Below are 24,299 nucleotides of genomic sequence, written 5' to 3' on the forward strand. Positions count from 1 at the left end.
CTTGCTTCCGGAGCTCAATGGGTCCGCTCCCCCATCAACATGCCGGCCCCCTCGGAGATCATGGCGGTCGCGAGTTCGCGGCCGAGCTCCATGGCTGCCGAGGGATCACCGGCGGTGGACTTGCGCACCGACCGCGTGCCATCGAAGGCGACCACGGCGGCGGTCAGGTTGAGAATGTGCCCGTCAACGGCCGCGTACGCACCTACGGGCGCGCTGCAACCGGCTTCCAGGGTGGCGAGCACGGCGCGCTCCGCGGTCACCGCGGCGCGGGTGTGCGCGTCGTCGAGCACGCCGAGCAGGTCGATCAGCGCCGCGTCGCCGGCGCGGCACTCGACGGCGAGCGCCCCCTGGCCGGGCGCGGGAAGCATCTCGGGCACTTCGAACAGCTGGGAGATCTCGGCCTCGCGCCCGATGCGGCCGAGCCCGGCGGCGGCCAGCACGATGGCCCGCAGCTCTCCGGAGGTCACCTTGCCGATGCGGGTGTCGGCGTTGCCGCGGATCGGGACGTACTCAAGATCGGGCCGCAGCACGCGCAGCTGGGCCACGCGGCGCGGGGAGCCCGTGCCCACCTGGTCGCCGGGCGAAAGGTCGGTGAGCTTGGCAGGGCCGACCAGAGCGTCCCTGGGGTCGTCGCGTGGCGGGATGGCCGCGATGACCACGCGTGGGTCGGGCTTGGTCGGCAGGTCCTTGAGAGAGTGGACCGCGAAGTCGATCTCGCCCTCGATGAGCTTGTCGCGAAGGGCGCTGACGAACACCCCGGTGCCGCCGAGCTGCGCCAGGTGGGTCTTGGTGACGTCGCCGAAGGTCGTGACGCCGACGAGCTCGACGGTGCGCCCCGTCAGCGCGGTCAGCCGGTCGGCCACCAGCTGTGACTGGGTGGTCGCCATCAGGCTCCGCCGCGTGCCCAGCCGGAGGACGCCCCGTGCCGTGATCAGGCCCTCGGTCATGCCTCCTCCTCGCCGGCTCGACCGGTCACATCGGTCTCCACCTCGGCCGCGTCGGCTCTTGTCACTGCCTCGGGCACCTTCGGGTTCAGGTCGAACAGCTCGCGCAGCGCCTCAGCATAATGATCGCCCGCTGGGGACGCCGCCAACCGCTTGACACGCACAGTCGGCTCGTGGAGCAGTTTGTCCACGACCCTGCGGACGGTCTGGGAGATCTCGCCCCGCAGCCGCCCGTCGATCTCGGGCACCCGCGTCACAAGACGCCCCAGCTCGGCCTCGACGACGTCGGCGGCCTTGGCCCGCAGCGCCACCACGGTCGGCGTGACCTTGGCCACGCGCTCGGCCCTGAGGTACTCGCATACCTCGGCGGCCACGATGGACCTGACCGCGACGATGTCGTCGGAGCCGCCGCCCTGACCCTGCTCGCCGAGCCCCGCCTCCTGCATCGACTCAAGGTCGACGAGCGTGACGCCAGGAAGCGTGCGCACACCCGGGTCCACGTCGTGCGGGAGGGCGAGGTCGAGCAGGAAGAGCGGTCTGTCGCGTTCGGCTCGCGCCACCATATCGGTGCCGATGACAACGCTACCCGCTCCCGTGCAGGAGATGACCAGGTCAGCGCCTGCCAGCTCGCGCTCGACCTCCGCCAGCTCGACGGCGCGCCCGCCGACGGACTGGGCCAGGCGCGCGGCGCGCTCGAAGGTGCGGTTGGCGACCACGATGTCGGTGACCCCGGCGCGGGAGAGCGTCGCGGCGGACAGCGCGCTCATCGACCCGGCGCCCACCACGAGCGCCCGCCTGCCCGCGATCGGGCCGAGGACCCGCTCGGCGAGGGTGAGGCCGACGCCGACGAGGGAGGCGCCCGCCCGGTCGATGCCGGTCTCGGTGTGTGCGCGCTTGCCGACGCGGAGCGCCTGCTGGGCCAGCTCGTTGAGCGTCGTGCCGGCGGTGCCCTGCTCCTGGGCGAGCCGCAGCGACTGGCGGACCTGGCCGAGGATCTGCCCCTCGCCGACCACCATCGAGTCGAGGCCGCAGGCCATCGTGAACAGGTGCTCGACGACGCGGTCCTCGTAGTGGACGTACAGGTGGCGGGTCAGCTGCTCCTGGGGGATCCCGGAGTGGTCGCTGAGAAGGTCGGTCACGGCGGTCACGCCGCCGTGGAAGCGCTCGACGTCGGCGTAGACCTCGACGCGGTTGCACGTGGAGACGATCATCACCTCGGACACGTGCGCGTCGCTCTGGACGTCGTGAAGCAGCTTCACGAGGGCGTCGCCGGTCACCGCGACGCGTTCGAGCAATGCCACCGGCGCGGTCCTGTGGCTGAGACCAACAGCGAGAAGGCTCATGCGTCCATCGCCTCGGCCCAGTCTCCAGCCATCATGGGACTCCCTGTTTCGCGATCCGCTTTGCGCTGCTCATGAAACGCAAGGATTTGCAGTTCGGTCGAGAGATCGACCTTGCGGACATCGACTCCGTCAGGCACTGTCAGCACGACGGGGGCGAAGTTCAAGATACTCGTGATCCCCGCGGCTATGACCCTGTCGGCCACCTGCTGCGCCGCCGTCGCGGGCGTGGCGATCACCACGATCGACACCCCCCGCTTGTCGATCACGCTTTCGAGCTGGTCGATGTGGTCCACGGCCATACCGACGAGACGCTCGCCGACCACGCCGGTGTCGGCGTCGAACAGCGCGGCCACCCGGAAGCCGCGGGACACGAACCCGCCGTAGTTCGCAAGCGCCCGTCCGAGGTTGCCCACCCCGACGATGGCCACGGCCCAGTCCTGGGTGAGGCCCAGCTCACGGGAGATCTGGTAGATCAGGTACTCCACGTCGTACCCCACCCCGCGCGTGCCGTACGACCCGAGGTGCGACAGGTCCTTGCGCAGCTTGGCGGAGTTCACCCCGGCGGCCACCGCGAGGTCCTCCGAGCTGACCGTGGCGGTGCCCCGCTCCGCGAGCCCGTTCAACGCGCGCAGGTACAGCGGCAGCCTCGCGACGGTCGCATCGGGGATGCCACGTTCACGCGCTTGGGACATGCGGCGGATCACTTGGCCGGAACTCCAGGGGACGGGCGGCCGGTGCGCCCCCGGCCGCGCTCGCGGTTGACAGATGTCGAGGAGAGGGCGCAGGCATCCAGGTTAGTACCTTTGTGAAGCTATGCACAAAGTGTGAACGTCGTCTCTCGGGTGTCAACTTTCCCAGGTAGGGGTGGCGGTCCCGGATCCGGCCCACTGACTGTGATCCATGACACGGCCGGCGGGGCCGTTAGGCTGGGCTCATGGCTCCGCGAGACCACACGATCACCCTGCTCGGCAAGCCCGGGTGCCACCTCTGCGACGACGCCAGGGCCGTCATCCAGCGCGTGGCCGCCGATCTCGGGGTCTCCTGGGACGAGCGCGACATCACCCTCTCCGAGGACGACCAGAAGGCCTACTGGGAGATGATCCCGGTCACGCTGATCGACGGCGTCCAGCACGACTTCTGGCGCGTCGACGAGACCCGCCTCCGCGCCGCCCTGGCCTCCTAGCCCATCCCTCAGACGCGGAAGGCCGTGGGCAGCGGCACCACCTTGGCGGCGTTGACGTTCAGTTCGATGACGTTGGCCGCGAGCACGTGGGCCACCCGCTCGCGGGCGAAGCGCTCCATGTGCGCCTGGCGCTGGTGCTCGGTGAACGCCACCTCGTCGCGGTAGAGCTCGTACACGATGCGCTGCAGGGGCGCCGACTTGACGGCGTGGCAGATGAAGATCAACGTGTCGGGCTCGCTCCGGCGTACGGCCTCGACGGTCTCCTCGGCGAGGCGGTCGAACGCCTCGCCGGCTCCGTCCATCAGCGTGAAGACGGTGAGCAGGCCGTAGATGCTGGGCGAGGGCCTGACCGAGCCCGAGGACGCGACCGGGACGTCGGCGCGGCGCCCCCCTCCCGAGGCGGCGGGCTGGTCCGGGCGGCCGAAGGGCGGCTGGAGTTCGTTGCCGGGGAACAGCGCTCCGGTGGCGGGCATGGAGAAGTCCTGCTGGCCCGGGGCGTGATGCGACCCGTTCTGCCCCGGGTAGGCCGCCGCACCGGGGTCCCATCCCTGCTGGCCCGGGTCCCCCGGGGAACCGGCGTGCCACGACCCTGGCTGGCCCGGCATGTTCGATCCCACCGCGCCGCCGAGGCCGGCCCCTGGGAGCCCTTGCCCGGGAAGTCCTTGCCCCGGGAGGCCCTGGCCGGGCCGGCCTTGCCCCGGCAGTCCTTGTCCGGGGAGGCCCCCGGCCGCGTCCGGGCCGAAGACCTCGCCGGTCCTCGGGCCGCCGAAGGCGCCGGACGGCTGCATACGGGCGGCGAAGTCCACGTCTCCCTGGTCGCCCGCGCGGTACTCCGCCACGAGATCGCCGAGGCCGGAGCGTCGCGGAGACGGGGCCGAGGCGGCGGGAGCGGCGGGCAGGGGCCCGGACTCGTACGCGGCCTCGGGAGCCTGGCGGCGGGGGGGCGGGCGCTCGTCGTCCCAGTCGTCGTCGGCGTCGTCCCGCTCCTCGTCGTACGGCGCGAGCGGGCGGGCGACGGCGTACCACACGGCCCCGACCATGAGCGTGATCACGAGCGCGGCGAAGACGCCGGGGATCGCGAAGCGGACGGCGCCCACCAGGGCGAGCCCGGTCGGCGCCAGGACCACGCCCGCGTGCATGTTGTCGGCGTCGAGGTCGTCGCCGCCGCGCCAGCGCAGCACCGCCAGGATGAGGCAGCCGATCAGGATGAGGTACGTGAGGCCGTGGGCGGCGTACAGCAGGGCCGTCGGGATGATGGTCCAGTGGGTCTCGCCCAGCGGCAGGGTGTAGGCGAACTTGTCGGACTCGCTGATCGGGTCGAGGATCAGGATCACGGTCGTGATCAGCGTGAAGGCGATGCCGAGCAGCCAGGTGGCGAACTTCGCGGGCGCCTTCCGCGCGAGGAGCTGGATCATGCCGATGGCGAGCCAGAACGGCGCCAGGAAGGCTCCGGTGATCTGGTAGACGCGGAAGGTCACGGGCCCGAACTTCATCAGGTGCCCGACGGCGACCGCGCCCAGGGCGAGGCAGAGGGCGGAGGTGGTGACGGTCCAGGCGATCAGCCAGCCGCTCCGTTCGTCCCGGAGACGTCCGACCAGGATGCCAGTGGTGATGGCGGCGAACAGTGCACCGGCGAAGGCGGTGACGGCAACGAGGACTTCCATGATGGCCCAACTCTGCCGGACATTACCTCCAAACCGGTAGCCGATGCCGGAACTGCCGCATGACTCCTGTTACGCGTGGTAGTTACTGAGGCAAAGTGGATTGTGTAATTTCCCGATGATTTCTAGAGTGTTCGAGCACGCACGCGCCCTTCCCTTTCCTCCCCAGGGATACCGGATGTCGAACTCATGGTCGGTCGCCGGGCTTTCCCCTCCAGGATCGGCCGACACTGTGAACTCCACGCGCGCCGCCGCTGACCAGCGGGAGCGCCCCTCACCGGACATCGATGAGCTCCGGAGAGTGGTCCTCCGCGCCAAAACCGGCGACGCCGACGCCTTCGCGGCGTTGTACGACCGCTACGTCGATCTTGTGTACCGCTATGTCTACTTCCGGGTCGGCTGTCACGCCCTGGCGGAGGATCTGACCAGCGAGACGTTCCTGCGCGCGCTCCGGCGCATCGCCGACTTCACCTGGCAGGGCAGGGATTTCGGCGCGTGGCTGGTGACGATCGCCAGGAACCTGGTGACCGACCACTTCAAGTCCGCCCGTTACCGCATCGAGGTCTCCACCGCCGAGGTGCTGGACACCCCCGTGGACGGCCCGCACATCCCCGAGAACGCCGTTGTCGCGACCATGGTCAACGAGCGCATCCTGCGTGCGGTGCGCGATCTCGGCCCTGAACAGCAGGAATGCATCGTTCTGCGCTTCTTGCACGGAATGACCCTCGCGGAGACGGCGTTGATCATGGGGAAGAAGAGCGGCGCGATCAAGGCCCTGCAGTTTCGCGCGATCCGTGCCCTGGCCAGGGCACTGCCGGGCGACCTGGGTTGATCTAGGGTGGCGCTCGTGAGGAATCCGGAGTGAGCCGGGCAGCCGTAACCTGAAGGCTCCCCGCATCGTTGGGCAAGTAGCACCTATGGATCATCGTAGTGCGCGCGGCAGGGAGCTTTCATGGGCAAGTGGGGGCCTTCGCGGTGGCTGCTCAGGCGTTGGGCCGCCGTCACGCGACGGGAGCCCCAAGCCCATTTCGTCTCCCGGCTCAACGAGATCGGCGCCGAGCCCGGCCACGGCCCGCGGCCCGACTTCCGCGCCCGGCTGCGTGGAGAGCTGCTCGCCGCCCAGGCGACCGGCCCGGAGATCGCTCCCGAGACCGCGGGTCACAGGCGGCGCACTCCCCTGCTGGTCCGGTTGCGGCCCGGCGCCCTCATCGTGACCGTGACGGGTCTGATGCTCTTCACCGGGCTGGAGACCTACGCCGCGGTGCCCGGCGACCGCCTCTATCCGATCAAGCGGGCGGCGGAGGCCACCCTGCTCAGCCTGACCACCAACGACGTGGAGCGGGCCCAGCGTGAGCTGAGCGCCGCGCACTCCCGCGCAACGGAGGCTGCGGCGCTGCTGGGCTATCCCGACTCCCGGCGCACCGAGCTCATCGGGCCGACCCTGGACGAGATGACCTCGACGACCCGCTCGGCCCTGTCCGCGCTGGGCCACGTGAAGCGCCCGGGTAGGCACACGCCCACGTTGAGGCGCTTCACCGAGGAGCAGCGGGACGTGGTGGAGCCGATGATCCCGCAACTGGGCGGCGACGACCGTATGAAGGCCAGCGCGTACCTGGACATGATCGACGACCTGGCTCCCTGACGTACGCCTCCTCACCAGGCGGGGACACGCCCGGAGCCGTCCACGACCTGCATGATCTACGTTTCCCGCCAGGTCCGCTTATCTGGGCGCATCCATGACGTGCGCCAGACGTCATGCCGCGCTAACGCCACGTACACCGACTCCACCCCCTGCTCCCGGTTAAGCTGAGGTGCTATGAGGCGGTTACTGCGACGGCGCACCGAGGCGGAGCTGGCCGGAGAGGTCGCCGCCGCGGCGGCCGTGGCCGCGCCCATCGCCGATCCCGACCCGACCGCGGCGGCGTTCTTCGACGTCGACAACACGATGATGCGGGGCGCCTCCATCTACCACTTCGCCCGCGGCCTCGCCTCCCGGGGGCTGTTCACCACCAAGGACCTTCTGAGGTTCGCCGTGGGCCAGGCGCTGTTCCGCGTACGCGGCAACGAGAACCCCGAGCACATCGCGCAGGCGAAGGAGGCCGCGCTCGCCTTCGTCGTCGGGCTCAAGGTCAACGACGTCGTACGGCTCGGCGAGGAGATCTACGACGAGGTGATGGCCGACCGCATCTGGGCCGGCACCCGCGCCCTCGCCCAGAGCCACCTGGACGCCGGCCAGCGCGTGTGGCTCGTGACCGCCACCCCGGTCGAGCTCTCCCGGGTGATCGCCCAGCGCCTCGGCCTCACGGGCGCGCTCGGCACGGTCGCCGAGACCGAGGACGGCGTCTACACCGGACGGCTGGTGGGCGATCTGCTGCACGGGCCGGCGAAGGCCGAGGCCGTCAAGGCCCTCGCCAGGCGCGAGGGCCTCGACCTGTCACGCTGCACCGCCTACAGCGACTCGGCCAACGACCTTCCTCTGCTCCAGCTCGTGGGCCATCCCTGCGCGATCAACCCCGACAGCGAGCTGCTGGAACACTCCAGGAACAACAACTGGATGATCAGGGACTTCCGCACCGGCCGCAAGGCCACCATGATCGGCCTCCCCATCGCGGCGGGCGCCGGCGCCATCGCCGGAGGCGTGGCCGCCGCCATCGCCCTGCGAAAGCACTACCGCTCCGCCTGACAAGGCCCTCGTGGCCATCGCTGCGCGACTGTGAGCCGTGTCAGTCCAGGCAGAACTCGTTGCCCTCGGGGTCGGTCATCACGAGGTAGCCGGCGCTCATCGGGGGATCGGGCTCATAGCGACGCACCAGCGTCGCTCCCAGCGCGACGAGTCGGTCGCACTCGGCCGCAAGCGCCGCCATCCGCTCCTCTCCCCGCAGTCCGGGCGCCGCACGGACGTCGAGGTGGACGCGGTTCTTGATGACCTTGTCCTCCGGGACCCGCTGGAAGAACAGCCGTGGGCCGTGCCCGTCCGGGTCCTCAATGGCCGATCTGGTGTTGCGCTGCTCCTCCGGCACCCCGATCCGCGCGAGGAAGTCGTCCCACGCGGCCAGCGGGTCGGCGCCCTCGGGCAGGTCGACTCCGGGCGGGCCCGGATGCACGTAGCCGAGTACGTCGCGCCAGAAGGTCGACAGTGCCCGAGGATCGTGGGCGTCGAAGGTGACCTGGATGTGGCGGCTCATCGGGCTGCTCCGTTCTTCGCGGGTTTCGTGCAGGTAGAGGAACGCGCGGCAGGCAGACCTCGGACCTCTCGCCGGCCGAGCGCGGCGGAGCGGGTCTCACCGTCCGGGGTCCCAGCGTGATTAGGGGGTACCCCAGGTCTCCAGGTCCGCACTTTGGGAGATGTTTCAGGGAATATCACCATGTGACCCTCATGTGGGCACAGCACTGGAAATTCGAAAGCCCCCGAGCGACATCCATCCAGGGCCGCTGTGCGCTTCGCTTCAGATCCACCTTCGCCTCCCCCGCACGGTAGAGAGCTGGTTGAGAAATGAAGAGCAACGCTACGGCAGGTCCCGGAACACTGGCCCGGGAACGTGAAGCCGCGGAGCCCCCGCGAACGTTGAAACGCGTACCCGACACCAGCCTGCGGGACCAGGTCGGCGGCGTCTTCTCCATGCGGAACGACCAGGTGGCCTTCCTGTCACGGATGATCGACACGCACGGCGACATCGTACGGATCCGGGTTCTCGGCATCAAGATGATCATGCTCAACAATCCGGACTTCTTCGAGCGTGTCCTGGTCAGGAACCACGACAACTACGACAAGAACACCTTCCTGTTCCGCGCGGTGGAGCCGATCCTGCGCGGGGGGCTCATCGGCAACGTGGGCGGGGAGCCGTGGCGGCGGCAGCGCCGCATCATGCAACCCTCGTTCCACCGCCCGAAGGTCGCCGGGTTCGCCGAGAACATGACGGACGAGACGTCACGCATGCTTCGGCGCTGGGACACCGAGTACCGGTCCGGGGACGTGGTCAACGTCAGCACCGAGCTCGGGCAGCTCGCCATGAGGATCGTCTTCCGGTCGCTGTTCGGCGCGGACGTCGGATCGCGGGGAGACGCGATCGAGGAGATGTTCCTGGAGGCCAACCAGATCGTCGGCAGCTTCTTCCGATTCCCCTTCCCCCCGCTGAGCTGGCCGACCAAGCCCCATCGCCGCCTCAACTGGATCATCAGGACGATGGACGGCTTCGTCTCCGACGTCATCGAGAAGCGCGTCACCAGCGACGATGAGCACCACGACCTGCTCGCGGCGCTGATGAACGCCGTGGACGAGGAGACCGGCACGGGGATGACCCCGTTGCAGCTCCACCGCGAGGTCCTGAACATCATCATCGGCGGGTACGAGACGACGAGCAACTCGGTCGCGTGGCTCGTCTACCTCGTGGGCCAGCACCCCGAGGTGCAGGAACGACTGCACGCCGAGGTCGACAGCGTGCTCGGCGGGCGGGTCCCGACCTTCGACGACGTGCCCAGGCTCCAGTACACCAGGATGATCGTCGACGAGACCCTGCGGCTGTACACCCCGGCCTGGCAGACCATGCGGCGGGCGAACGAAGAAGACGAGATGGGCGGCTACCGCATCCCGGCGAAGTCCGACATCTACCTCAACATGTTCACCCTTCACCGGCACCAGGACTTCTGGCCGTCTCCCCACACGTTCGATCCGGAACGCTTCTCCCCCGACCAGATCGCCCAGCGCCCCCGTCACGCCTACATCCCCTTCGCCAGCGGCCCCCGCAACTGCATCGGCAAGCATTTCGCGCTGACCGAGCTCACACTGATCCTCGCCATGATCGCGCAGGCGTACCGGGTGGAGATCCCCGAGGACCGCCGATCGGTGGAGATCGAGCCGCTGATCACGATGCACCCCAAGGGCGGCATACACACCCGGATGGAACGGCGATGACCGCGCCGCAGGAAGCGCGGCTCCGTCCGGTCGCCTGGAACGACCTCCTGACGGCGGACGCCGGCGTGGACCGCTGTCTCGACGTGATCCTGCCCTCGGCCCTCGACGTCTTCCCGCCCCTGCTGGACGAGCACGTGGACGCCGCGCGCCGGCATCTCGCGCGGTGGGTCGACGAGTACGGGCTGGTGCGCAAGGAGGCCGCCCGGCGGCGTTTCGCGCACGCGGACTTCGCCTGGTTCGCCGCGGTGACCTACCCGAGCGCGGACGAGCGGGGCCTGTGCCTGATCGCCGACTGGTTCGCGTGGCTGTTCCTGCTCGACGACCAGTTCGACGACGGCGCGGTGGGGCGTGACCCTGATCGCGTCAGGGAACTGATGGGTGAGATGGCGGCGGTCCTCGTCCACGACGACGGCGGCCCGCGCACCTACCCGCGACCCGCGATCGTTGAGGCACTGGCCGATCTGTGGCGGAGGACGACACCGCGTACCACACCCGCGTGGCGTCACCGCTTCGTGGACCACATCGCCGAGGGCGGGCTGGCGGCGTTCTGGGAGGCGGAGAACCGCGTTCGCGGCGTGGTGCCTGACGAGGCCACGTACATCGAGAAGCGCAGGCACACCGGGGCCATCTACGTCTGCATGGACCTGATCGAGGCGGTCGAACGGACCGAGGTCCCGGCGCGCGTCTACGCCGACGCGAGGTACCAGGACGCCCTCCGGTCGGCGTGCGACGTGGTCTGCTGGACCAACGACCTGTACTCCCTGGAGAAGGAGCTGTCGCTCGGCGAGTACCACAACCTGGTGGCGGTGGTCGAGCACGGCCGCGGCTTCTCCCGCGAGCAGTCGGTCCGCCACGTCGTGGCCGCGATCACCGCGGAGATCGATCTGTACCTCGAACGGGAGAGCCGGGTCCTCTCCGCGTTCCCCGGGCACGTCGCCGACGTGGTGAGGAACTTCGCAGGGATGCGCTCGTGGATGCGCGGGAACCTCGACTGGTCGGCCCGGACCAAGCGTTACCGCCTGGAGGGCCTGAGCGCGGCGAGCGGGCCGAGCGACTACCTCGACGCCGTCGCGGAGGCGTGAGGTGACCACCGCTTCCCTTCCATCCGACCACGCGAACCGCCCACCACCCGAAGCCATCGAACGCAGGAAGGCGGTTACGAGCGTGACGAGCACTCACACACCGGTTCTGACGCCGGAAAGCCCGGTGCCGCCCTTTCCCTTCGGGATCGCGCATGCCCGGATGCTGCTTCCGCCGGTCCTGACCCACTGGGTCGACCTGCTCGAACCCGCCCTCCGGGACATCTGCGGATACCAGATCGGGCTGCGCGACGAGCAAGGACGCCCGACCGGCTCGGCGCACGGCAAGCTGGTGCGCCCGGCGTTCACGCTGCTGTGCGCGCGGGCCGCGGGCGGCCGCCTCCAGGACGCGGTCGCGGGAGCCGCCGCCGTCGAGCTGGTGCACAACGCCTCCCTCATCCACGACGACATCATGGACGGCGACCACGAGCGACGGCACCTGCCGACCGTGTGGGCGCGTTTCGGCGTACCCATGGCCATCCTCGCCGGTGACGCCCTGTTCAGCCTCGCCTTCGAGGCGCTGGCCTCCCCGGAACGACCGGAGTCGCGGGCGGCGAGCCACCACCTGGCCCGTACGCTGCGCGACCTGATGGCCGGTCAGAGCCACGACCTGGGTTTCGAGCGACGGCAGAAGCCCTCGATCGCCGCGTGCCTGGACATGATCGAGGGCAAGACGGGGGCGCTTCTCGGCTGCGCGTGCCGGCTCGGAGCGCTGTCGGCGTCGGCGCCCCCCGCCTGGGAGGACGGTTTCGAGCGGTTCGGCACCCACCTCGGAGTGGCGTTCCAGCTCGTGGACGACCTGCTCGGCATCTGGGGCGACCCGCAGGTGACCGGCAAGCCGGTCGGCTCGGACCTTCAGGCGCGCAAGAAGAGCGCCCCCATCGTGGCCGCGCTCACCTGCGACTCCGGCGCCTCGCGCCGGCTGGCCGAGCTGTACGGGAGCCCGGAGCCGTTCCACACCGACGAACTGGTGCTCGCCGCCGAGCTGATCGACCAGGCGGGGGGACGGGCGTGGGCCCGTACCGAGGCGAGGCGGCGGATCGACGCGGCCTGGGCTTGCGTCGACGACATCGACATGCCCGGCGACGCGCGGCTGGACCTGGAAGAGCTCACGGCTCTCCTCGTCGACCGCGACTGGTGAGGCGCCGGCGCCGGCTCATCGAGGGGGCCCGGCGACCGGCTCACCACGGGCGCGACGGACGGCGTTCGACCTCCGTCGCGCCGGGATCGACCGACCATACGCGACCGCTCAACGAGCGCGAAGCGCACGACCCCAGGAGCAGAGCAATGACCGACAACCGACCCGCGAACGATCCGGCCGACGTCATCGAGAAGTGGTTCGAGTACTTCAACACCTACGACTGCGCGCGCTGGGTCGAGTGCTATGCCGAGGACGCCGTCCTGGAGGACATCGCGCTCCAGCGGACCTTCAAGGGACGCGAGGAACTGGTGGAGTTCATGCGGGTATGGGTTGACGCGTGCCCCGACACCCGCATCGAGAAGGGAGACGTCATCCTGGCCGGTGACCGGGCGGCCGTGCCGTGGAACGGCCTGGGAACGCTGCTGGGGCACTTCCCGCACCTGCCGGAGACCGCCGTCAGGGGCAGCCGCATCAACAACCGGGGGCTGAGCCTCATGGAGTTCGCCGAGAACGGCCTCATCAAGCGGCAGACGGACTACTACGACGTCCTCGCCGTCCTGCGCCAGATCGGCGTCGTGCAGTGATGGCGCCGGAGGAGGTGGGCCGGTTCTTCGACGAGAAGGGCGACGTGCTCGGCGAGTTGCTGGGCGGCAACATCCACTTCGGGTACTGGCTCGGTCCCGACGACACCAGCACGTTCGCCGAGGCCGGGGAGCGCCTCACCGATCACATGATCGAGATCCTCGCTCCCAAGCCCGGCGAGCGGGTGCTGGACCTCGGGTGCGGCAGAGGCAGGCCCGCGATCCGGCTCGCCCAGGCCGCGGACGTGCGGATCGTCGGCATCTCGGTCAGCAAGCGGGACGTCGAGGTCTCCAACGCGCTCGCCCAGGCGGAGGGCGTCGCGGACCGGGTCGCCTTCCAGCACGCCGACGCCATGGACCTGCCGTTCGAACCCGGGTCCTTCGACGCGGTGTGGGCGCTGGAGTCCCTGCTGCACATGCCCGACCGGCTCCACGTGCTGAAGAACATCGCCGCCGTCCTCAAACCGGGGGGCAGGCTGGTGCTCTGCGACGTGTCCGGGGCGACACCCGCCACCGAAGAGGGTCGCGAGGCCCTCGCCGCGATCCTGCGGGACTGGGCGGTCGAGTCGCTGATCGGCGCCGACGACTACGCCGCGCTGGTCGCGGACGCGGGGCTGACCCTGACAGAGATCATCGACGTCAGCGAGCGCACGCGGTACTCGCCCGGCAAGGTCGTGGAGCTGTTCCAGAAGATGGTCGAGGCGCAGGGCATCCCGGTGGATTCCGTGGAGTTGCCCATGGACCTGTGGGAGAAGTCGTTCGCCGCGTTCGAGCACATGGGATACCTGCTACTGGCGGCCGAACGCCCCGCCGACCAACCCTGACGCCGCCGGCGGCCGGACGTCCCGCCGGCCGGCCCTGACGGTGCCGGCGGCCTGCGTCCGGCCGACCAGAACCGAAACGTCCGGCCGGAACGGACCTGACGACGTCTCGCCGCGCCCGTGGTTCAGAAGAACGGCGCGAAGGCGTGGCCGCGTTGGAGGCGCAGGCGGTTGAGTTGTTGCTGGACGAGCTCACGGACCTGGTCGGTGAGGTTGAAGACCAGCATCGGATCGTCGGCCTCCTCCGGGTCGTACTCGTCGGTGCGCACCGGCTCGCCGAACTGGATCATCCACTTGGACGGCAACGGGAGCAGGCCGAGCGGCCCGAGCCACGGGAACAGCGGCGTGATCGGGATGTACGGCAGGCCGAGCAGCCGGGCGAGCGACCGGAGGTCGCCGATCTTCGGATAGATCTCCTCCGCGCCCACGATCGAGCACGGGATGATCGGCACCTGGGCGCGGATCGCCGAGGCCACGAAGCCGCCCCGGCCGAATCGTTGCAGCTTGTAACGCTCGGAGAAGGGCTTGCCCACGCCCTTGAAGCCTTCGGGGAACACTCCCACCAGCTCGCCCTTGCGCATCAGCCGGTCGGCGTCCTCGGGGCAGGCCAGCGTGTGGCCCGACTTGCGGGACAGGTGGCCGAGGATGGGAAGCTGGTAGACCAGGTCGGCGCCGAGCAGCCGGAGCGGGCGGCGCGCCGGATGCTCGTCGTGCAGGGCCACCTGGAGCATGAGCGCGTCGACCGGCACGGTCCCCGAGTGGTTGGCGACGACGAGCGCCCCTGTCTCCTGCGGCACGTTCTCAAGGCCGATGGCCTGCACGCGAAACCAGTGCCGGTAGAGCGGGCGGATCAGCTCAAGGAGCACCTTGTCGTTGAGCTCGGGATCGAAGCCGAACTCGTCGACCTCGTACTCCCCGGCGAAGCGGCGCCGCAGGAAGGCCAGGAACTCCGCGACGCGGTCCTCGACGGCTTCGGACCTGCCGTTGCCGGAGCGCCGCCGCGCGGCCGTGATGGGAATGACCTGAGCGTCCCGGGACTCCCCATCGCGGAAGTCGAGCGGTTGCTTCACCGTTTCACACCTCCACCCATGACTGTCGTGACCCAGTCGATCACAGCGAGTGGGAAACCACCAAACAGGCCACGCGAATGGAGAAAATCATCGAACGCCGACGCGGTGGTGAACTTGGGCCGCCAGTCGAGCTCGACCGCGAGCCTGCCGGGATCGACGGCACGCCCGTAGCTCATGAGGGCGAGCTGCTCGGGGGAGAAGTCGACCCGCCCGATGCCGCGGGCGAGGTCGCCGATGACGCGGAAGGCGGTGGCCGGCACCGGCACCGTCGGCCGGCCGCTCCTGCGGACGCACTGCGACAGCAGCATGACGCCGTCGCCGACCACGTTGAACGTGCCGGGGTGGTCCTCCACGGCCATGCGGCGCAGCACCTCCACCCCGTCGTCCTCGTGGACGAACTGCAGCCGGGGGTCGAAGCCCAGCACGGTAGGCAGGACGGGCTGGATGAAGTAGCGCGTCAACGGTGAGTCGACGCCCGGCCCCATGAAGTTCGCGAAGCGAAGGGTGGAGACCGTCACGTCGGGCCGCCGCCGGGCGAAGCCGCGGACGTACGCCTCGACCTCGGTGGCGTCTTTGGCGTAGCCGGAGCTCGCCACCTCGATCGGCTCGGCCTCCTCGGTGAAGACCGCCGGATCGTGCGAGGAGGAGCCGTACACCGCGGTCGTGGATCGGACCACCACCCTGCGCACGGTCGCCGACCGCTGGCAGGCCGCCAGGAGCTGCATGGCGCCGATGACGTTGTGCTCTTTCATGGACAACCGGCCGGCGCTCTTAGAGGGAGCGCTGACCAGGCTCATGTGCACAACGGTGTCGATGTCGGCCGCCGCGATGACCTGTGCGATGTCCGGGCTGCGCAGATCAACCCGGACGAACTCCGTGCGGCCCAGCGCGACGCCGCCGCCTCGCGCGAGCGAGGGCGGCGGCACGGTGTCCACTCCGATGACCCGGTCGATGTCCGGGTCCGCTGCGAGAACGCTCGCCACTCGTGCGCCGATGTGCCGGGAGACCCCGGTGACAAGCACGGTGTGAGTCATCGGTGCCTCGCAGAATCACGTTTGTGGGTCGCGCTTGCTCGGGTGCTTACCGGGCTCGTGATCCCTCACACCCGGCCCGCCGCTCTGCGTCGTCGGTCCGCGCTCTACTTCTTGTTACGCCGCTGGATGCGGGTCTTCTTCAGAAGCTTGCGGTGCTTCTTCTTGGCCATGCGCTTACGACGCTTTTTGATCACAGAGCCCACGGGACCCCCAGGTGAAGGTAGGTTTTTGTCAAATCGGTGCGTGCCCTCCGGCGAGTCGCACGCCGCTCTCGGCCTCTGGACAGGCCGTTGTCACGGCATACCCGGAAACCCAGATCGGCGCCTCGCAAGAAGCACACCGATTCAACAGCCTACCGGCGATTCACGGTCGATCGCTCCCCGGGGGGAACCCGCGTAGTCCGCCGAGGGGTCGCGCCCCACGACCGGCCAGACGTGGGCGGTCCCCCACCCACCCCGTTCCGGTCTGTTTCGCACCCCTGGCGAACCATGCGCTCATAGTCCAGCGGTCTCAGACCCAGGTGACCGGTGATGTCGCTACTGGTCCATTCAACCCGCTTCGATGAACGCATCCCTCAGGTAGTCGTGCACCGCTTGCTCAGGCACCCTGAAGGATCGCCCGACCCGGATGGCCGGTAACTCACCCGAGTGCACGAGCCGGTACACCGTCATCTTGGACACCCGCATGACAGTGGCAACCTCTGCCACCGTCAGGAACTTCACCTCGCTGAGAGGTCTTTCGCCTGCACCCATCGGACGCCTCTTCCGCACGTGTTTCCGGGTTATCCCCACTGGTGCCATTGCTCACGCACGTGTACTGCTGTCAGCGTAGAACGCGTCTCCGATCGCGCAAACCCCCTATTCCACCAGTCTGAGGAGACGCCTGCCACCAGAACGGAGAAAATCGCTGGCCAGCAGCCAAGCCGAGCCCTGATCTCGATCTTGTGGACCGTCTAACTGTGTCCCATTAGAGTCGCTCGGGATCATAAAAAAGTTGGCAAACGGTCGACGCCCGGCTCCGAATGCGCGCGCGAAACGACCTTTAGGACAGGGCCGGATTCGGTGGAGGCCGCCTCACAGGCCACTCTGGACCCGTGAGACCAGATAGAGCGTCATCGGATTGTAATGGCGCGGTAGCACGTTGTCATCGAGTGGCACGGTAACGGCGATCTTCCCCTCGGCCTCCCCGACGAACAGCCCGGGGTCGTTGCTGTCGGCGAATCCGACGGTCTCGACCCCGGCCTCGCCCGCCGCGCCGGCCCAGCCGTGGTCGGCGATCACCAGATCGGGCTTCCCGTCCCCGAGCTCCCCGAGCATCGCCTGCATCGGGGCGGGGTCGTGGGTGTGGACCAGGGCGCCTCCGTCGTCGAGCATCGCCACGTCGTCCAGGTAGCGGATCCTGCGCTTGCGGCCGAGGCCTCCGCTCGCGAAGGACCGCTGCTCCCCGGGGGTGAGGATCGTGGCGCCGTGCTCCCTGGCGAGCCGCGCCAGCGCCAGATGCGTCGTGAGAAGCCCTGTGGGGTGGCCTGTGGCGATCAGGACCCTGGGGTTGTCTCGCTTGAGCACGGCGGCGACGCGATCGCCCATCGCGTCCAGGGCGTCGATCGTGCGATCGGGGTCGATCGTGTCCTGACCGTGGCGGTACTCGGGGTCGGCCACGACCCCGGCGGACTTCGCCATCAGCGCGAGGATGTCGCGGTAGGTCCAGTCCCCGTCCATGGTGAGGCCGAACATGTAGTGGGGATCCCGTACGGCGAGCGAGCGGTAGTGATCTAGGTTGTTCTCCCGGCTGGTGGCCACCTCACCGGCGATCTTCGTCCGGATCAGGTGGTCTCTCAGCTCTTCCCGCGAGAGAGCAGTCGCGGTCTCCATCGTTCACTCCGTCCACTTGGCAGGTTGGTGCGACCTTTGTGCAACCATCACGGCACAAACGCACCGGCGGCCACCATGCCTGGTGGGGTCAGGGCTGGGGGTCCAGCCCATGGAAAGGGAAGATCGCCTTTCGCGTTGCCATGATTGCTCGGTCGATTGCGTCCCCAGGGTCGTAACCACCAGAGAAATCCTGAAATTCCGCGCTACGGCCGTCCGTCATGCTCAGCGGCGGGACCTCGCCCGTACGCGCCCTGACGAACTCGCGCCAGCTCTCCGGCGTCGGCGTGCCCGGCTCGATCGGGTCGCCCGCGGCCTCGGCGATCAGATGGCTCCACGCGCGCGGCACCACCTGGACCAGCTCGTAGCCGCCACCGCCCGTCGCCAGCCACCTTCCGCCCGCCGTCTCGTGCGCCAGCGCGTGCAGCGCGGCGTACGCCTGGCGCTGGCCGTCGAGGCTCAGCATCAGGTGAGCCAGCGGATCGAGCGCGTGGCTGTCGCAGCCGTGCTGGGTGACCAGCACCTCGGGGTCGAACTCCCGGAGCAGCGGCGGGACCACCGCGTGGAACGCCCTGAGCCACCCGGCGTCCCCGCAGCCGGCCGGGAGCGCCACGTTGACGGCCGTCCCCTCAGCGCCGGTCTCGGTGGCGAAGCCGGTGCCGGGGAACAGCGTGCGCGGGCTCTCGTGCAGGCTGATCGTGAGCACCCTCGGATCGTCGTAGAACATCGCCTGGACGCCGTCCCCGTGGTGGACGTCGACGTCGACGTACGCGATGCGCCGCGCGCCCTGCGAGAGCATCCAGGCGATGCCCAGCGCCGGATCGTTGTACACGCAGAAGCCGCTGGCCGACGCCGGCATGGCGTGGTGCAGCCCTCCGGCGATGTTCAGCGCGTGCTCGGCCTCACCCGTCCACACCGCGCGCGCGGCGGCGAGCGTCGCCCCCGCGACCAGGGCCGACGCCTCGTGGACGCCGACGAAGGCCGGGTTGTCGGCCGTGCCCAGCCCGCACGCGAGGTCGGGCCTGCCGTCGGCGGACACGCGCCTCACAGCGTCGATGTAGCCGCGCTCGTGCACCAGGGCCAGCTCGTCGCCGGTCGCCGGGGCGCACCCCACCAGCTCCACCTTGTCGAGCACGCCGAGCTCGCGGGCGAGCGCCATGGTCAGCTCGACCCTGACGGGCGCCAGAGGATGGCCGGGCCCGAAGTCGTACGAGACCAGCTCGTCGTCCCAGACAACCCGCACGGACCGGCTCACGTCATCACCTCGCCCACGACGGATCGGCTCCGGCGACACGTGAAGGCTCGGCCAGGCCGGGGGCGCGGGATCGAAAGCTCACCGCGCACGCTCATGAAACCGACCGTACCGCACGCCTTGTGATCACCCGCAGACGGCCGTCACCCGTACGAGACCGGCCAGGCGTTCACTCGGCGCGCAGGGCGATCACGGGGTCGAGCCGGGCGGCCCTGCGCGCCGGGGCGACGCCGAAGAAGACGCCCACCGCCACCGAGACGCCGAAGGCCAGGACGATCGACCACCAGGTGATCGCGGCCGGCACCGGCGAGACCGCCTGGATCAGCAGGGAGCCGCCCACCCCGATCAGGATGCCGATCACCCCGCCGATCGTCGTGAGCAGCACGGCCTCGATGAGGAACTGCCCGAGGACGTCCCGCTGCCGGGCTCCGAGCGCCTTGCGCAGACCGATCTCGCGTGTACGCTCGCGCACGCTGACGAGCATGATGTTGGAGACGCCCACGCCGCCCACCAGCAGGGAGATGCCCGCGATGGCGGCCAGGACGCCCGTGAGCATGCCCAGCACGCTTCCGATGGTCCCAAGGAGCTGGGTCTGCGTCACCGCGCTGAACCGCTCGCCGGGGTAGCGCCCGCCGAGCGCCTGGACGACCCGCTCCCGAAGCGGCTCGATCTCGTCGGGTCCCGAGGCCCCGACGGCGATGCCGTTGATCCGTGACAGCCCGATCAGGCGCTGCGCGGTCGTGACGGGGACGTGGACCTCCTGGTCCCTGGCCACGCCGAACGTCGCGCCCACCGGCTCGTACAGGCCGATGACCCGGAACCGCACGCCCGAGATCGTGACCTGGCGGCCGACCGGATCGACGTCCCCGAAGAGCTTGGCCCCTACCTCGGAGCCGAGGACCGCGACCCGCCGCCGGGTGTCCACGTCGGTGGCGCTGAGGTACCGGCCCCGGCGCAGCGGCCGGTCGAAGATGTTCGGCAGGTTCTCGTCGGTGCCGGTGATCGTGGCGAAGACCTCGGTGCGCCCCACCCGTACGGACTCGCCCGAGTTGACGGCCACCGTCACCTTCGCCGGATCGCCGACGACACGGCGGACGAACGCGACGTCCGCGAGGTCGAGCCGGCTCTGCGTGGGCGCGGCCCCGAGGCCCACCTGCCCGGGAACGACCAGGATGATGTTGCTCCCCAGCCCCGCGATCTCCCTCTCGATCGCCTCCTTGGCGCCGGTCCCGATCGCGACCAGGATCACCACGGCCAGCACGCCGACCACGACGCCGAACATCGTCAGCGCGCTGCGCAACCGGTTGACCCGCAGCGCCTCCAGCGCCATGCGCGACGCCTCGGCGGTCCTCACAGCGCGTCCCCTCCCTGGATCGCGGTGTCGAGTTCGATGAGGCCGTCGCGGACGTGGATCCGCCGCCGGGCGAGATCGGCGACCTCGCGCTCGTGGGTGACCAGGACGACGGCCACGCCGCGCGCCGCGTTGAGGTCGGCCAGGATGCCCATCACCTCCTGGCCGTTGCGCGAGTCCAGGTTGCCGGTCGGCTCGTCGGCCAGCACCACCTTGGGATCCCCGACCAGCGCGCGGGCGATCGCCACCCGCTGCTGCTCGCCTCCGGACATCTGGGACGGCCGGTGGTCGAGCCGGTGCGCGAGGCCCACCGCGGAGAGCGCCCGCCTGGCCCGTTCCCGCCGCTCGGCCTTGCCCACCCCCCTGTAGACGAGGGGCAGGGCCACGTTGTCCAGCGCCGAGGTGCGGCCGAGCAGGTGGAAGGACTGGAACACGAACCCGACCGCCTGGTTGCGCAGCTCGGCGAGACCGGTGTCGTCGAGTGTTGCCACGTCGACGCCGTTGACCCGCAGCGTGCCGGAGGTGGGCCGGTCGAGGCAGCCCAGCAGATGCATGAGGGTCGACTTGCCTGAACCGGAGGGGCCGATGATGGCGACGAACTCGCCCCGCTCGATGCGGAGGCTCACCCCGCGCAGCGCGTCGACCGACACCCCCTCCAGCTTGTAGGACCGGGCGAGGTCGACCGCCTCGAAGGCGGGAGCGCCCTCCAGGTCGTTCACGTGAGCTTCTGACCCGGCCGTACGGTGTCGGCGCCCCTGACGACGACCCGCTCGCCGGACGAGAGACCCCGCGCCACCTCGACCACGGCCTCGCCCTGAGCGCCGAGCTTGACCACCCGGCGCTCCGCCGAGCCGTCGGCGCGGACGACCCACACCACGGTCTCCCTGCCGCTGGTGACGATGCTCGACGCGGGCACGGCCACGGCGTCCGGCGACTCGCGCACGGTCAGCCGGACGACCGCGCTCATGCCGGGCTTCGGTACGGGCGCGTCTCCCCCGTCGTCGTACGCGCCCCGGCCGAGCGTGAGGCGTACGGGATAGCTCACCCCTCCTGTGGTGCCCTCCTTCGGGGTGATTCCGACCCCGGTGACCTTCGCCCGGTAGGTGGCCCCCGAGACCGCGTCCAGCTCGACCTCTGCCCTGGTGCCGGGAGCGACCATGAGCACGTCGGTCTCGTCTACGTCGGCCGAGAGTGTCAGCTTGGACACGTCCGTCACGGTCACGATGGCGTCGCCCGCCGCGACCGGCACGCCCGTGGCGACCGTGCCGCCGGACGTGGAGGCTCCCGCGCCGCCGGACGGCCCCGCGGCCGTACCCGCCTGGGCGGCGAGCCCCGCGGGGAGCTGGCCGAGCAGGGAGCCGAGGCCCGGGGAGCCGCCGCCTGAGGGCCCGCCCAGGGTGACCACGCCGTCGAAGGGCGCCTTGATCACCAGGCCCTTCACGTTCGCCTCGGCGATCTTCACCGCCGCCTTCGCCTGCGACGTGGAGGCGGCCTGGAGGGAGGACATGGACGAGGCCAGCCCGCCCAGCCCTGCCCCGATCTGGCCGCTGACCTGCGAAAGCGCCTGGTTGACCGAACGCGTCAGGCTCTGGGTGAGCTGGTTCAGCGCGGCGCGCTGGGCCCGGTGCCGCGTCTCCGCGCCGTCGATGGCGGCGAGCAGTTTCGTCCTCACCTGGCGGTCCTTGATCTTCCTCGCCGCCGCACGCGCCCTGGTGAAGCCCCGCGCGACCTCGCGATCGAGGGACGAGGTGGCGTTCAGGCCGGCGAACCGGATGGCCGGCACCGCGACCCCGCCGCCGAACCGAACGGGCCTGGACGCCTGCCGCTCCGCCTGACGCGCCTGTTTCAGCTGGTCCTCGGCCTGCGGGGAGCTGATCCTCGCGAGGATCTCGCCCTTGTCGACCGTCTCGCCCTCGCGGACGTACAGCTTGGTGAGCGTGCCCGCGGCCGAGGACCGCAGCGTGGCGGTGGCGCGGGCGCCGACGGTCGCCGGGGCCTCGACCACCTCGCTGACCGGGGCGCGCCTGGCCTCACCGATCTGCACCTTGGGCGTCTCGTCCTGCGAACACGACGAGAGCAGCAGCGTGAGGCCGAGGAGAAGCGGGGGGATACCGCGACGAATCGTCACTCGGCCATCGTAGGAGCGGAATTCCCGCCCCGCTGGGGTCCCGGACAACCCGGACGCGCATCCCGTAACCGGCAGCCGCACGCCGAGTCCGTACCTGGGCACGCACGCGGAGTCCGTACCCGGGCACCGCACGCGGAGTCCGTACGGGCGGGTGCGGAGCGCGGGGGCTACGACGGGCCGGGGACGCGGCGCAGGCGGCGGATCGCGGGGACCGAGAGCATGACGACGCACCCGGTGACGGCCACCACCGAGGAGACCGCCAGCACCTCCCTCGCCCCGAGCAGCGACGCGACCGGACCGGCGAGGGACTGGCCGACCGGCAGGGCCATGACAGAACCGGCGACCTCGTAGGCGTGGACACGGTTCAGCACCTCGGGGGCCACCTGCGTCTGCACGCTGGTCATCCACATGACGCCCCAGAACGCGGACCCCGTACCCGCGGCGAGATGGCAGGCCGCCATCAGCGCGAGCGGCAGGCCGAGCGTGATCGACAACGGCTGGAGCGCGAAGAGGAACATGGCCATGGCCCCGGCGGCGAGCGGGCGGGGAGGTTTGACCCTCATGGCGACCACGCCGCCGAGGATCGTCCCCGCCCCGAAAGCCGAGGTGACGAACCCGTATCCGGTGGCGTGGTACGAGGCGTTGATCAGGGTGGAGCCGAGAGGGAGCACGGGACCGAAGGCCGCGACGCCCATGACCGCCCAGATGACGATCACGCCCCACATCCAGGTGCGGGAGCTGAACTCATGCCACCCCACCCTGAGGTTCGACCAGATCGACCCCTCCTCGGCCGCGCGCGTGACGGCCGTCAGACGCAGAAGCGCGAGGCAGAGCGCGCTGACGCCGTAGCCGAACGCGTCGATCAGGAACACCAGCCCCACGTCGGCGAACGCCACCAGGAGCCCCGCGACCGAGGGGCCGAGCAGGAACATCGCGTTCTCGGACGTGCGCTGGGTCGCCACGGCCCGCTGCACGTCCCTGGCCATCTGGGGGACGAGGCTCGCCAGGCCGGGCTGGAACATGGCCGCGGCCGTCCCGTTGACGGCCGAGATGACCATGAGCTGCCAGAGCGCGGGCGTGCCCGTGAGGAACAGGGCCGCCGTGACCGACTGCGAGACCAGTCGGGCGAGATCGGCGCCGACCATCATGCGGCGCGGCGTGAACCGGTCGGCGAACACCCCGCCGAAGAGCACGAGGAGCGCCATCGGCACCGTCGAGGAGGCGAGGGTGAAGCCGACGCCGCTGGCTCCGTACCCGGCCTGGATGACACCGAGCGCCATCGCGACCGGCACCATGGCCGTGCCGAGCGTGGAGACGGACCTGGCGGTGAAGAAGAGCCGGAACTCCCGGGTCCAGACCGCAGGCCCTTCCAGCCCCTCCGTGTCCTGCCTCGCCGCCCCTGCGGTGCTCGCCACGATGCCCCCATGTCCGCCGTTCCCCGCCGGCCATGATGCACTCTAACTACAAAGTTTCCTAACGATTTTGTCGGCTCCCTAGCACCCACCTGGGATGATTCCACCGTCACCCGGCGGCACGGCATCCTTGCCCCTCGTACATGGCCCCGAGGATGGGCCCGCGCTCGTCTTGGCGATATGTCCGAACTATGGTGTTCGCCGTACGAGTCACTTCTCGCGTCGGAGGCAGATCTCCTTGTCGGCAGTACCCGCGGATCAGCGATGGGCGCAGCTCAAGCAGCAGTTCGAGTCGATCGACAGCGATGGTGACGGCTTCATCACCCATGCGGAGTTCACCGAGCACTTCCCGCACCTCCCCGCCGAGGCGCTCGGAGCGCTGGACAGGGACGCCGACGCGGACGGCGACGGCCGCCTGTCGCTGGAGGAGTTCATCAGGCTGGCATCCGGCCACTGACCACCCCCGCGCGAGCCCCCCCGAAGCGGCCCGGTCCGTACGTACGGACCGGGCGGTGGCTT

25 protein-coding genes are annotated in these 24,299 nt (G+C 70.0%); 10 read left to right on the top strand and 15 right to left on the bottom strand.

Going from position 1 to position 24,299, the window contains the following annotated elements; all coding sequences use genetic code 11:
* Positions 1–14: 14 nt before the first annotated feature.
* From hemC to ACGFIV_RS00245, 3 genes are read right to left on the bottom strand one after another with little or no spacing between them, the layout of a single operon-like run.
* Entirely contained in the window at positions 15–947 is a 933-nt protein-coding gene (hemC, locus tag ACGFIV_RS00235; protein ID WP_358548357.1) for a hydroxymethylbilane synthase, read from the bottom strand.
* Positions 944–2,287, bottom strand: a complete 1,344-nt coding sequence (locus ACGFIV_RS00240) for a glutamyl-tRNA reductase (protein WP_358548354.1) — start codon at positions 2,285–2,287, stop codon at positions 944–946. The genes hemC and ACGFIV_RS00240 overlap by 4 nt, the downstream gene beginning before the upstream one ends.
* Positions 2,284–2,979 carry a redox-sensing transcriptional repressor Rex gene (locus tag ACGFIV_RS00245; RefSeq protein WP_358548351.1) on the bottom strand — a complete coding sequence of 232 codons (696 nt, stop codon included), beginning with the start codon at positions 2,977–2,979 and terminating at the stop codon, positions 2,284–2,286. The genes ACGFIV_RS00240 and ACGFIV_RS00245 overlap by 4 nt, the downstream gene beginning before the upstream one ends.
* Positions 2,980–3,221: 242 nt before the next feature.
* On the opposite strand from ACGFIV_RS00245, the gene ACGFIV_RS00250 reads away from it, so the two are divergent.
* Positions 3,222–3,470, top strand: a complete 249-nt coding sequence (locus ACGFIV_RS00250; protein WP_358548349.1) for a glutaredoxin family protein — start codon at positions 3,222–3,224, stop codon at positions 3,468–3,470.
* Between the two features lie 8 nt (positions 3,471–3,478).
* Here the strand turns inward: ACGFIV_RS00250 and ACGFIV_RS00255 are convergent, their stop codons facing one another.
* A complete protein-coding gene (locus ACGFIV_RS00255; protein ID WP_358548347.1) occupies positions 3,479–5,134 on the bottom strand; it encodes an antibiotic biosynthesis monooxygenase in 1,656 nt (551 codons plus the stop codon).
* 229 nt (positions 5,135–5,363) lie between these two features.
* On the opposite strand from ACGFIV_RS00255, the gene ACGFIV_RS00260 reads away from it, so the two are divergent.
* The 3 genes from ACGFIV_RS00260 (at position 5,364) to ACGFIV_RS00270 (ending at position 7,814) form a co-directional block, all read left to right on the top strand.
* Positions 5,364–5,963 carry a sigma-70 family RNA polymerase sigma factor gene (locus ACGFIV_RS00260; RefSeq protein ID WP_392830566.1) on the top strand — a complete coding sequence of 200 codons (600 nt, stop codon included), beginning with the start codon at positions 5,364–5,366 and terminating at the stop codon, positions 5,961–5,963.
* Between the two features lie 120 nt (positions 5,964–6,083).
* Positions 6,084–6,773, top strand: a complete 690-nt coding sequence (locus ACGFIV_RS00265) for a DUF5667 domain-containing protein (RefSeq protein ID WP_358548342.1) — start codon at positions 6,084–6,086, stop codon at positions 6,771–6,773.
* A 174-nt stretch (positions 6,774–6,947) separates the two neighbouring features.
* Positions 6,948–7,814 carry an HAD-IB family hydrolase gene (locus ACGFIV_RS00270; RefSeq protein WP_358548339.1) on the top strand — a complete coding sequence of 289 codons (867 nt, stop codon included), beginning with the start codon at positions 6,948–6,950 and terminating at the stop codon, positions 7,812–7,814.
* A gap of 40 nt (positions 7,815–7,854) precedes the next feature.
* Here the strand turns inward: ACGFIV_RS00270 and ACGFIV_RS00275 are convergent, their stop codons facing one another.
* On the bottom strand, positions 7,855–8,316 hold the full coding sequence (locus ACGFIV_RS00275) for a VOC family protein (RefSeq protein WP_358548336.1): 462 nt from the start codon (positions 8,314–8,316) through the stop codon (positions 7,855–7,857).
* A 380-nt stretch (positions 8,317–8,696) separates the two neighbouring features.
* Between ACGFIV_RS00275 and ACGFIV_RS00280 the strand changes: the two genes are divergently transcribed.
* The 5 genes from ACGFIV_RS00280 to ACGFIV_RS00300 all read left to right on the top strand — a co-directional run bounded on the left by ACGFIV_RS00280 (position 8,697) and on the right by ACGFIV_RS00300 (position 13,668).
* Entirely contained in the window at positions 8,697–10,043 is a 1,347-nt protein-coding gene (locus ACGFIV_RS00280; protein ID WP_358548333.1) for a cytochrome P450, read from the top strand.
* Positions 10,040–11,125: a hypothetical protein gene (locus ACGFIV_RS00285; protein ID WP_392830572.1), complete on the top strand. Its 1,086-nt coding sequence runs from the start codon at positions 10,040–10,042 to the stop codon at positions 11,123–11,125. Before ACGFIV_RS00280 ends, ACGFIV_RS00285 begins: the two co-directional genes overlap by 4 nt.
* Before the next feature lie 160 nt (positions 11,126–11,285).
* Positions 11,286–12,263, top strand: a complete 978-nt coding sequence (locus ACGFIV_RS00290) for a polyprenyl synthetase family protein (protein WP_392830575.1) — start codon at positions 11,286–11,288, stop codon at positions 12,261–12,263.
* Positions 12,264–12,409: 146 nt separating this feature from the next.
* Entirely contained in the window at positions 12,410–12,847 is a 438-nt protein-coding gene (locus ACGFIV_RS00295; protein WP_358548326.1) for a nuclear transport factor 2 family protein, read from the top strand.
* Positions 12,847–13,668, top strand: a complete 822-nt coding sequence (locus ACGFIV_RS00300) for an SAM-dependent methyltransferase (RefSeq protein WP_392830578.1) — start codon at positions 12,847–12,849, stop codon at positions 13,666–13,668. The genes ACGFIV_RS00295 and ACGFIV_RS00300 overlap by 1 nt, the downstream gene beginning before the upstream one ends.
* A gap of 122 nt (positions 13,669–13,790) precedes the next feature.
* Here ACGFIV_RS00300 and ACGFIV_RS00305 read toward each other — a convergent pair whose 3' ends face one another.
* The 10 genes from ACGFIV_RS00305 to ACGFIV_RS00350 form a co-directional block, all read right to left on the bottom strand.
* Positions 13,791–14,735, bottom strand: coding sequence for a lysophospholipid acyltransferase family protein (locus tag ACGFIV_RS00305; protein WP_358548322.1), 945 nt, complete (start codon positions 14,733–14,735; stop codon positions 13,791–13,793).
* Entirely contained in the window at positions 14,732–15,769 is a 1,038-nt protein-coding gene (locus tag ACGFIV_RS00310; RefSeq protein WP_392830580.1) for an NAD-dependent epimerase/dehydratase family protein, read from the bottom strand. The genes ACGFIV_RS00305 and ACGFIV_RS00310 overlap by 4 nt, the downstream gene beginning before the upstream one ends.
* Positions 15,770–15,873: 104 nt before the next feature.
* Complete coding sequence (locus ACGFIV_RS00315) at positions 15,874–15,972, bottom strand: 30S ribosomal protein bS22 (RefSeq protein WP_018654693.1); 99 nt, start codon at positions 15,970–15,972, stop codon at positions 15,874–15,876.
* Between the two features lie 345 nt (positions 15,973–16,317).
* Positions 16,318–16,521 carry a helix-turn-helix domain-containing protein gene (locus ACGFIV_RS00320; RefSeq protein ID WP_030456159.1) on the bottom strand — a complete coding sequence of 68 codons (204 nt, stop codon included), beginning with the start codon at positions 16,519–16,521 and terminating at the stop codon, positions 16,318–16,320.
* A 321-nt stretch (positions 16,522–16,842) separates the two neighbouring features.
* The gene (locus ACGFIV_RS00325) at positions 16,843–17,640 is read right to left on the bottom strand and encodes a phosphatase (protein ID WP_392830586.1); all 798 of its coding nucleotides are present in this window, start codon (positions 17,638–17,640) and stop codon (positions 16,843–16,845) included.
* A gap of 88 nt (positions 17,641–17,728) precedes the next feature.
* The gene (locus tag ACGFIV_RS00330; protein ID WP_392830589.1) at positions 17,729–18,892 is read right to left on the bottom strand and encodes an acetoin utilization protein AcuC; all 1,164 of its coding nucleotides are present in this window, start codon (positions 18,890–18,892) and stop codon (positions 17,729–17,731) included.
* A gap of 166 nt (positions 18,893–19,058) precedes the next feature.
* Complete coding sequence (locus ACGFIV_RS00335) at positions 19,059–20,243, bottom strand: ABC transporter permease (protein ID WP_358548310.1); 1,185 nt, start codon at positions 20,241–20,243, stop codon at positions 19,059–19,061.
* On the bottom strand, positions 20,240–20,959 hold the full coding sequence (locus tag ACGFIV_RS00340; protein ID WP_392830592.1) for an ABC transporter ATP-binding protein: 720 nt from the start codon (positions 20,957–20,959) through the stop codon (positions 20,240–20,242). Before ACGFIV_RS00340 ends, ACGFIV_RS00335 begins: the two co-directional genes overlap by 4 nt.
* Positions 20,956–22,368, bottom strand: a complete 1,413-nt coding sequence (locus ACGFIV_RS00345; protein ID WP_358548304.1) for an HlyD family efflux transporter periplasmic adaptor subunit — start codon at positions 22,366–22,368, stop codon at positions 20,956–20,958. Before ACGFIV_RS00345 ends, ACGFIV_RS00340 begins: the two co-directional genes overlap by 4 nt.
* Positions 22,369–22,535: 167 nt before the next feature.
* Complete coding sequence (locus tag ACGFIV_RS00350; protein WP_358548301.1) at positions 22,536–23,783, bottom strand: MFS transporter; 1,248 nt, start codon at positions 23,781–23,783, stop codon at positions 22,536–22,538.
* A 235-nt stretch (positions 23,784–24,018) separates the two neighbouring features.
* Between ACGFIV_RS00350 and ACGFIV_RS00355 the strand changes: the two genes are divergently transcribed.
* Entirely contained in the window at positions 24,019–24,237 is a 219-nt protein-coding gene (locus ACGFIV_RS00355) for an EF-hand domain-containing protein (protein WP_358548298.1), read from the top strand.
* Positions 24,238–24,299 lie beyond the last annotated feature (62 nt).

The sequence above is a fragment of the Sphaerisporangium sp. NPDC049003 genome (assembly GCF_043197795.1).
Lineage (GTDB): Bacteria > Actinomycetota > Actinomycetes > Streptosporangiales > Streptosporangiaceae > Sphaerisporangium.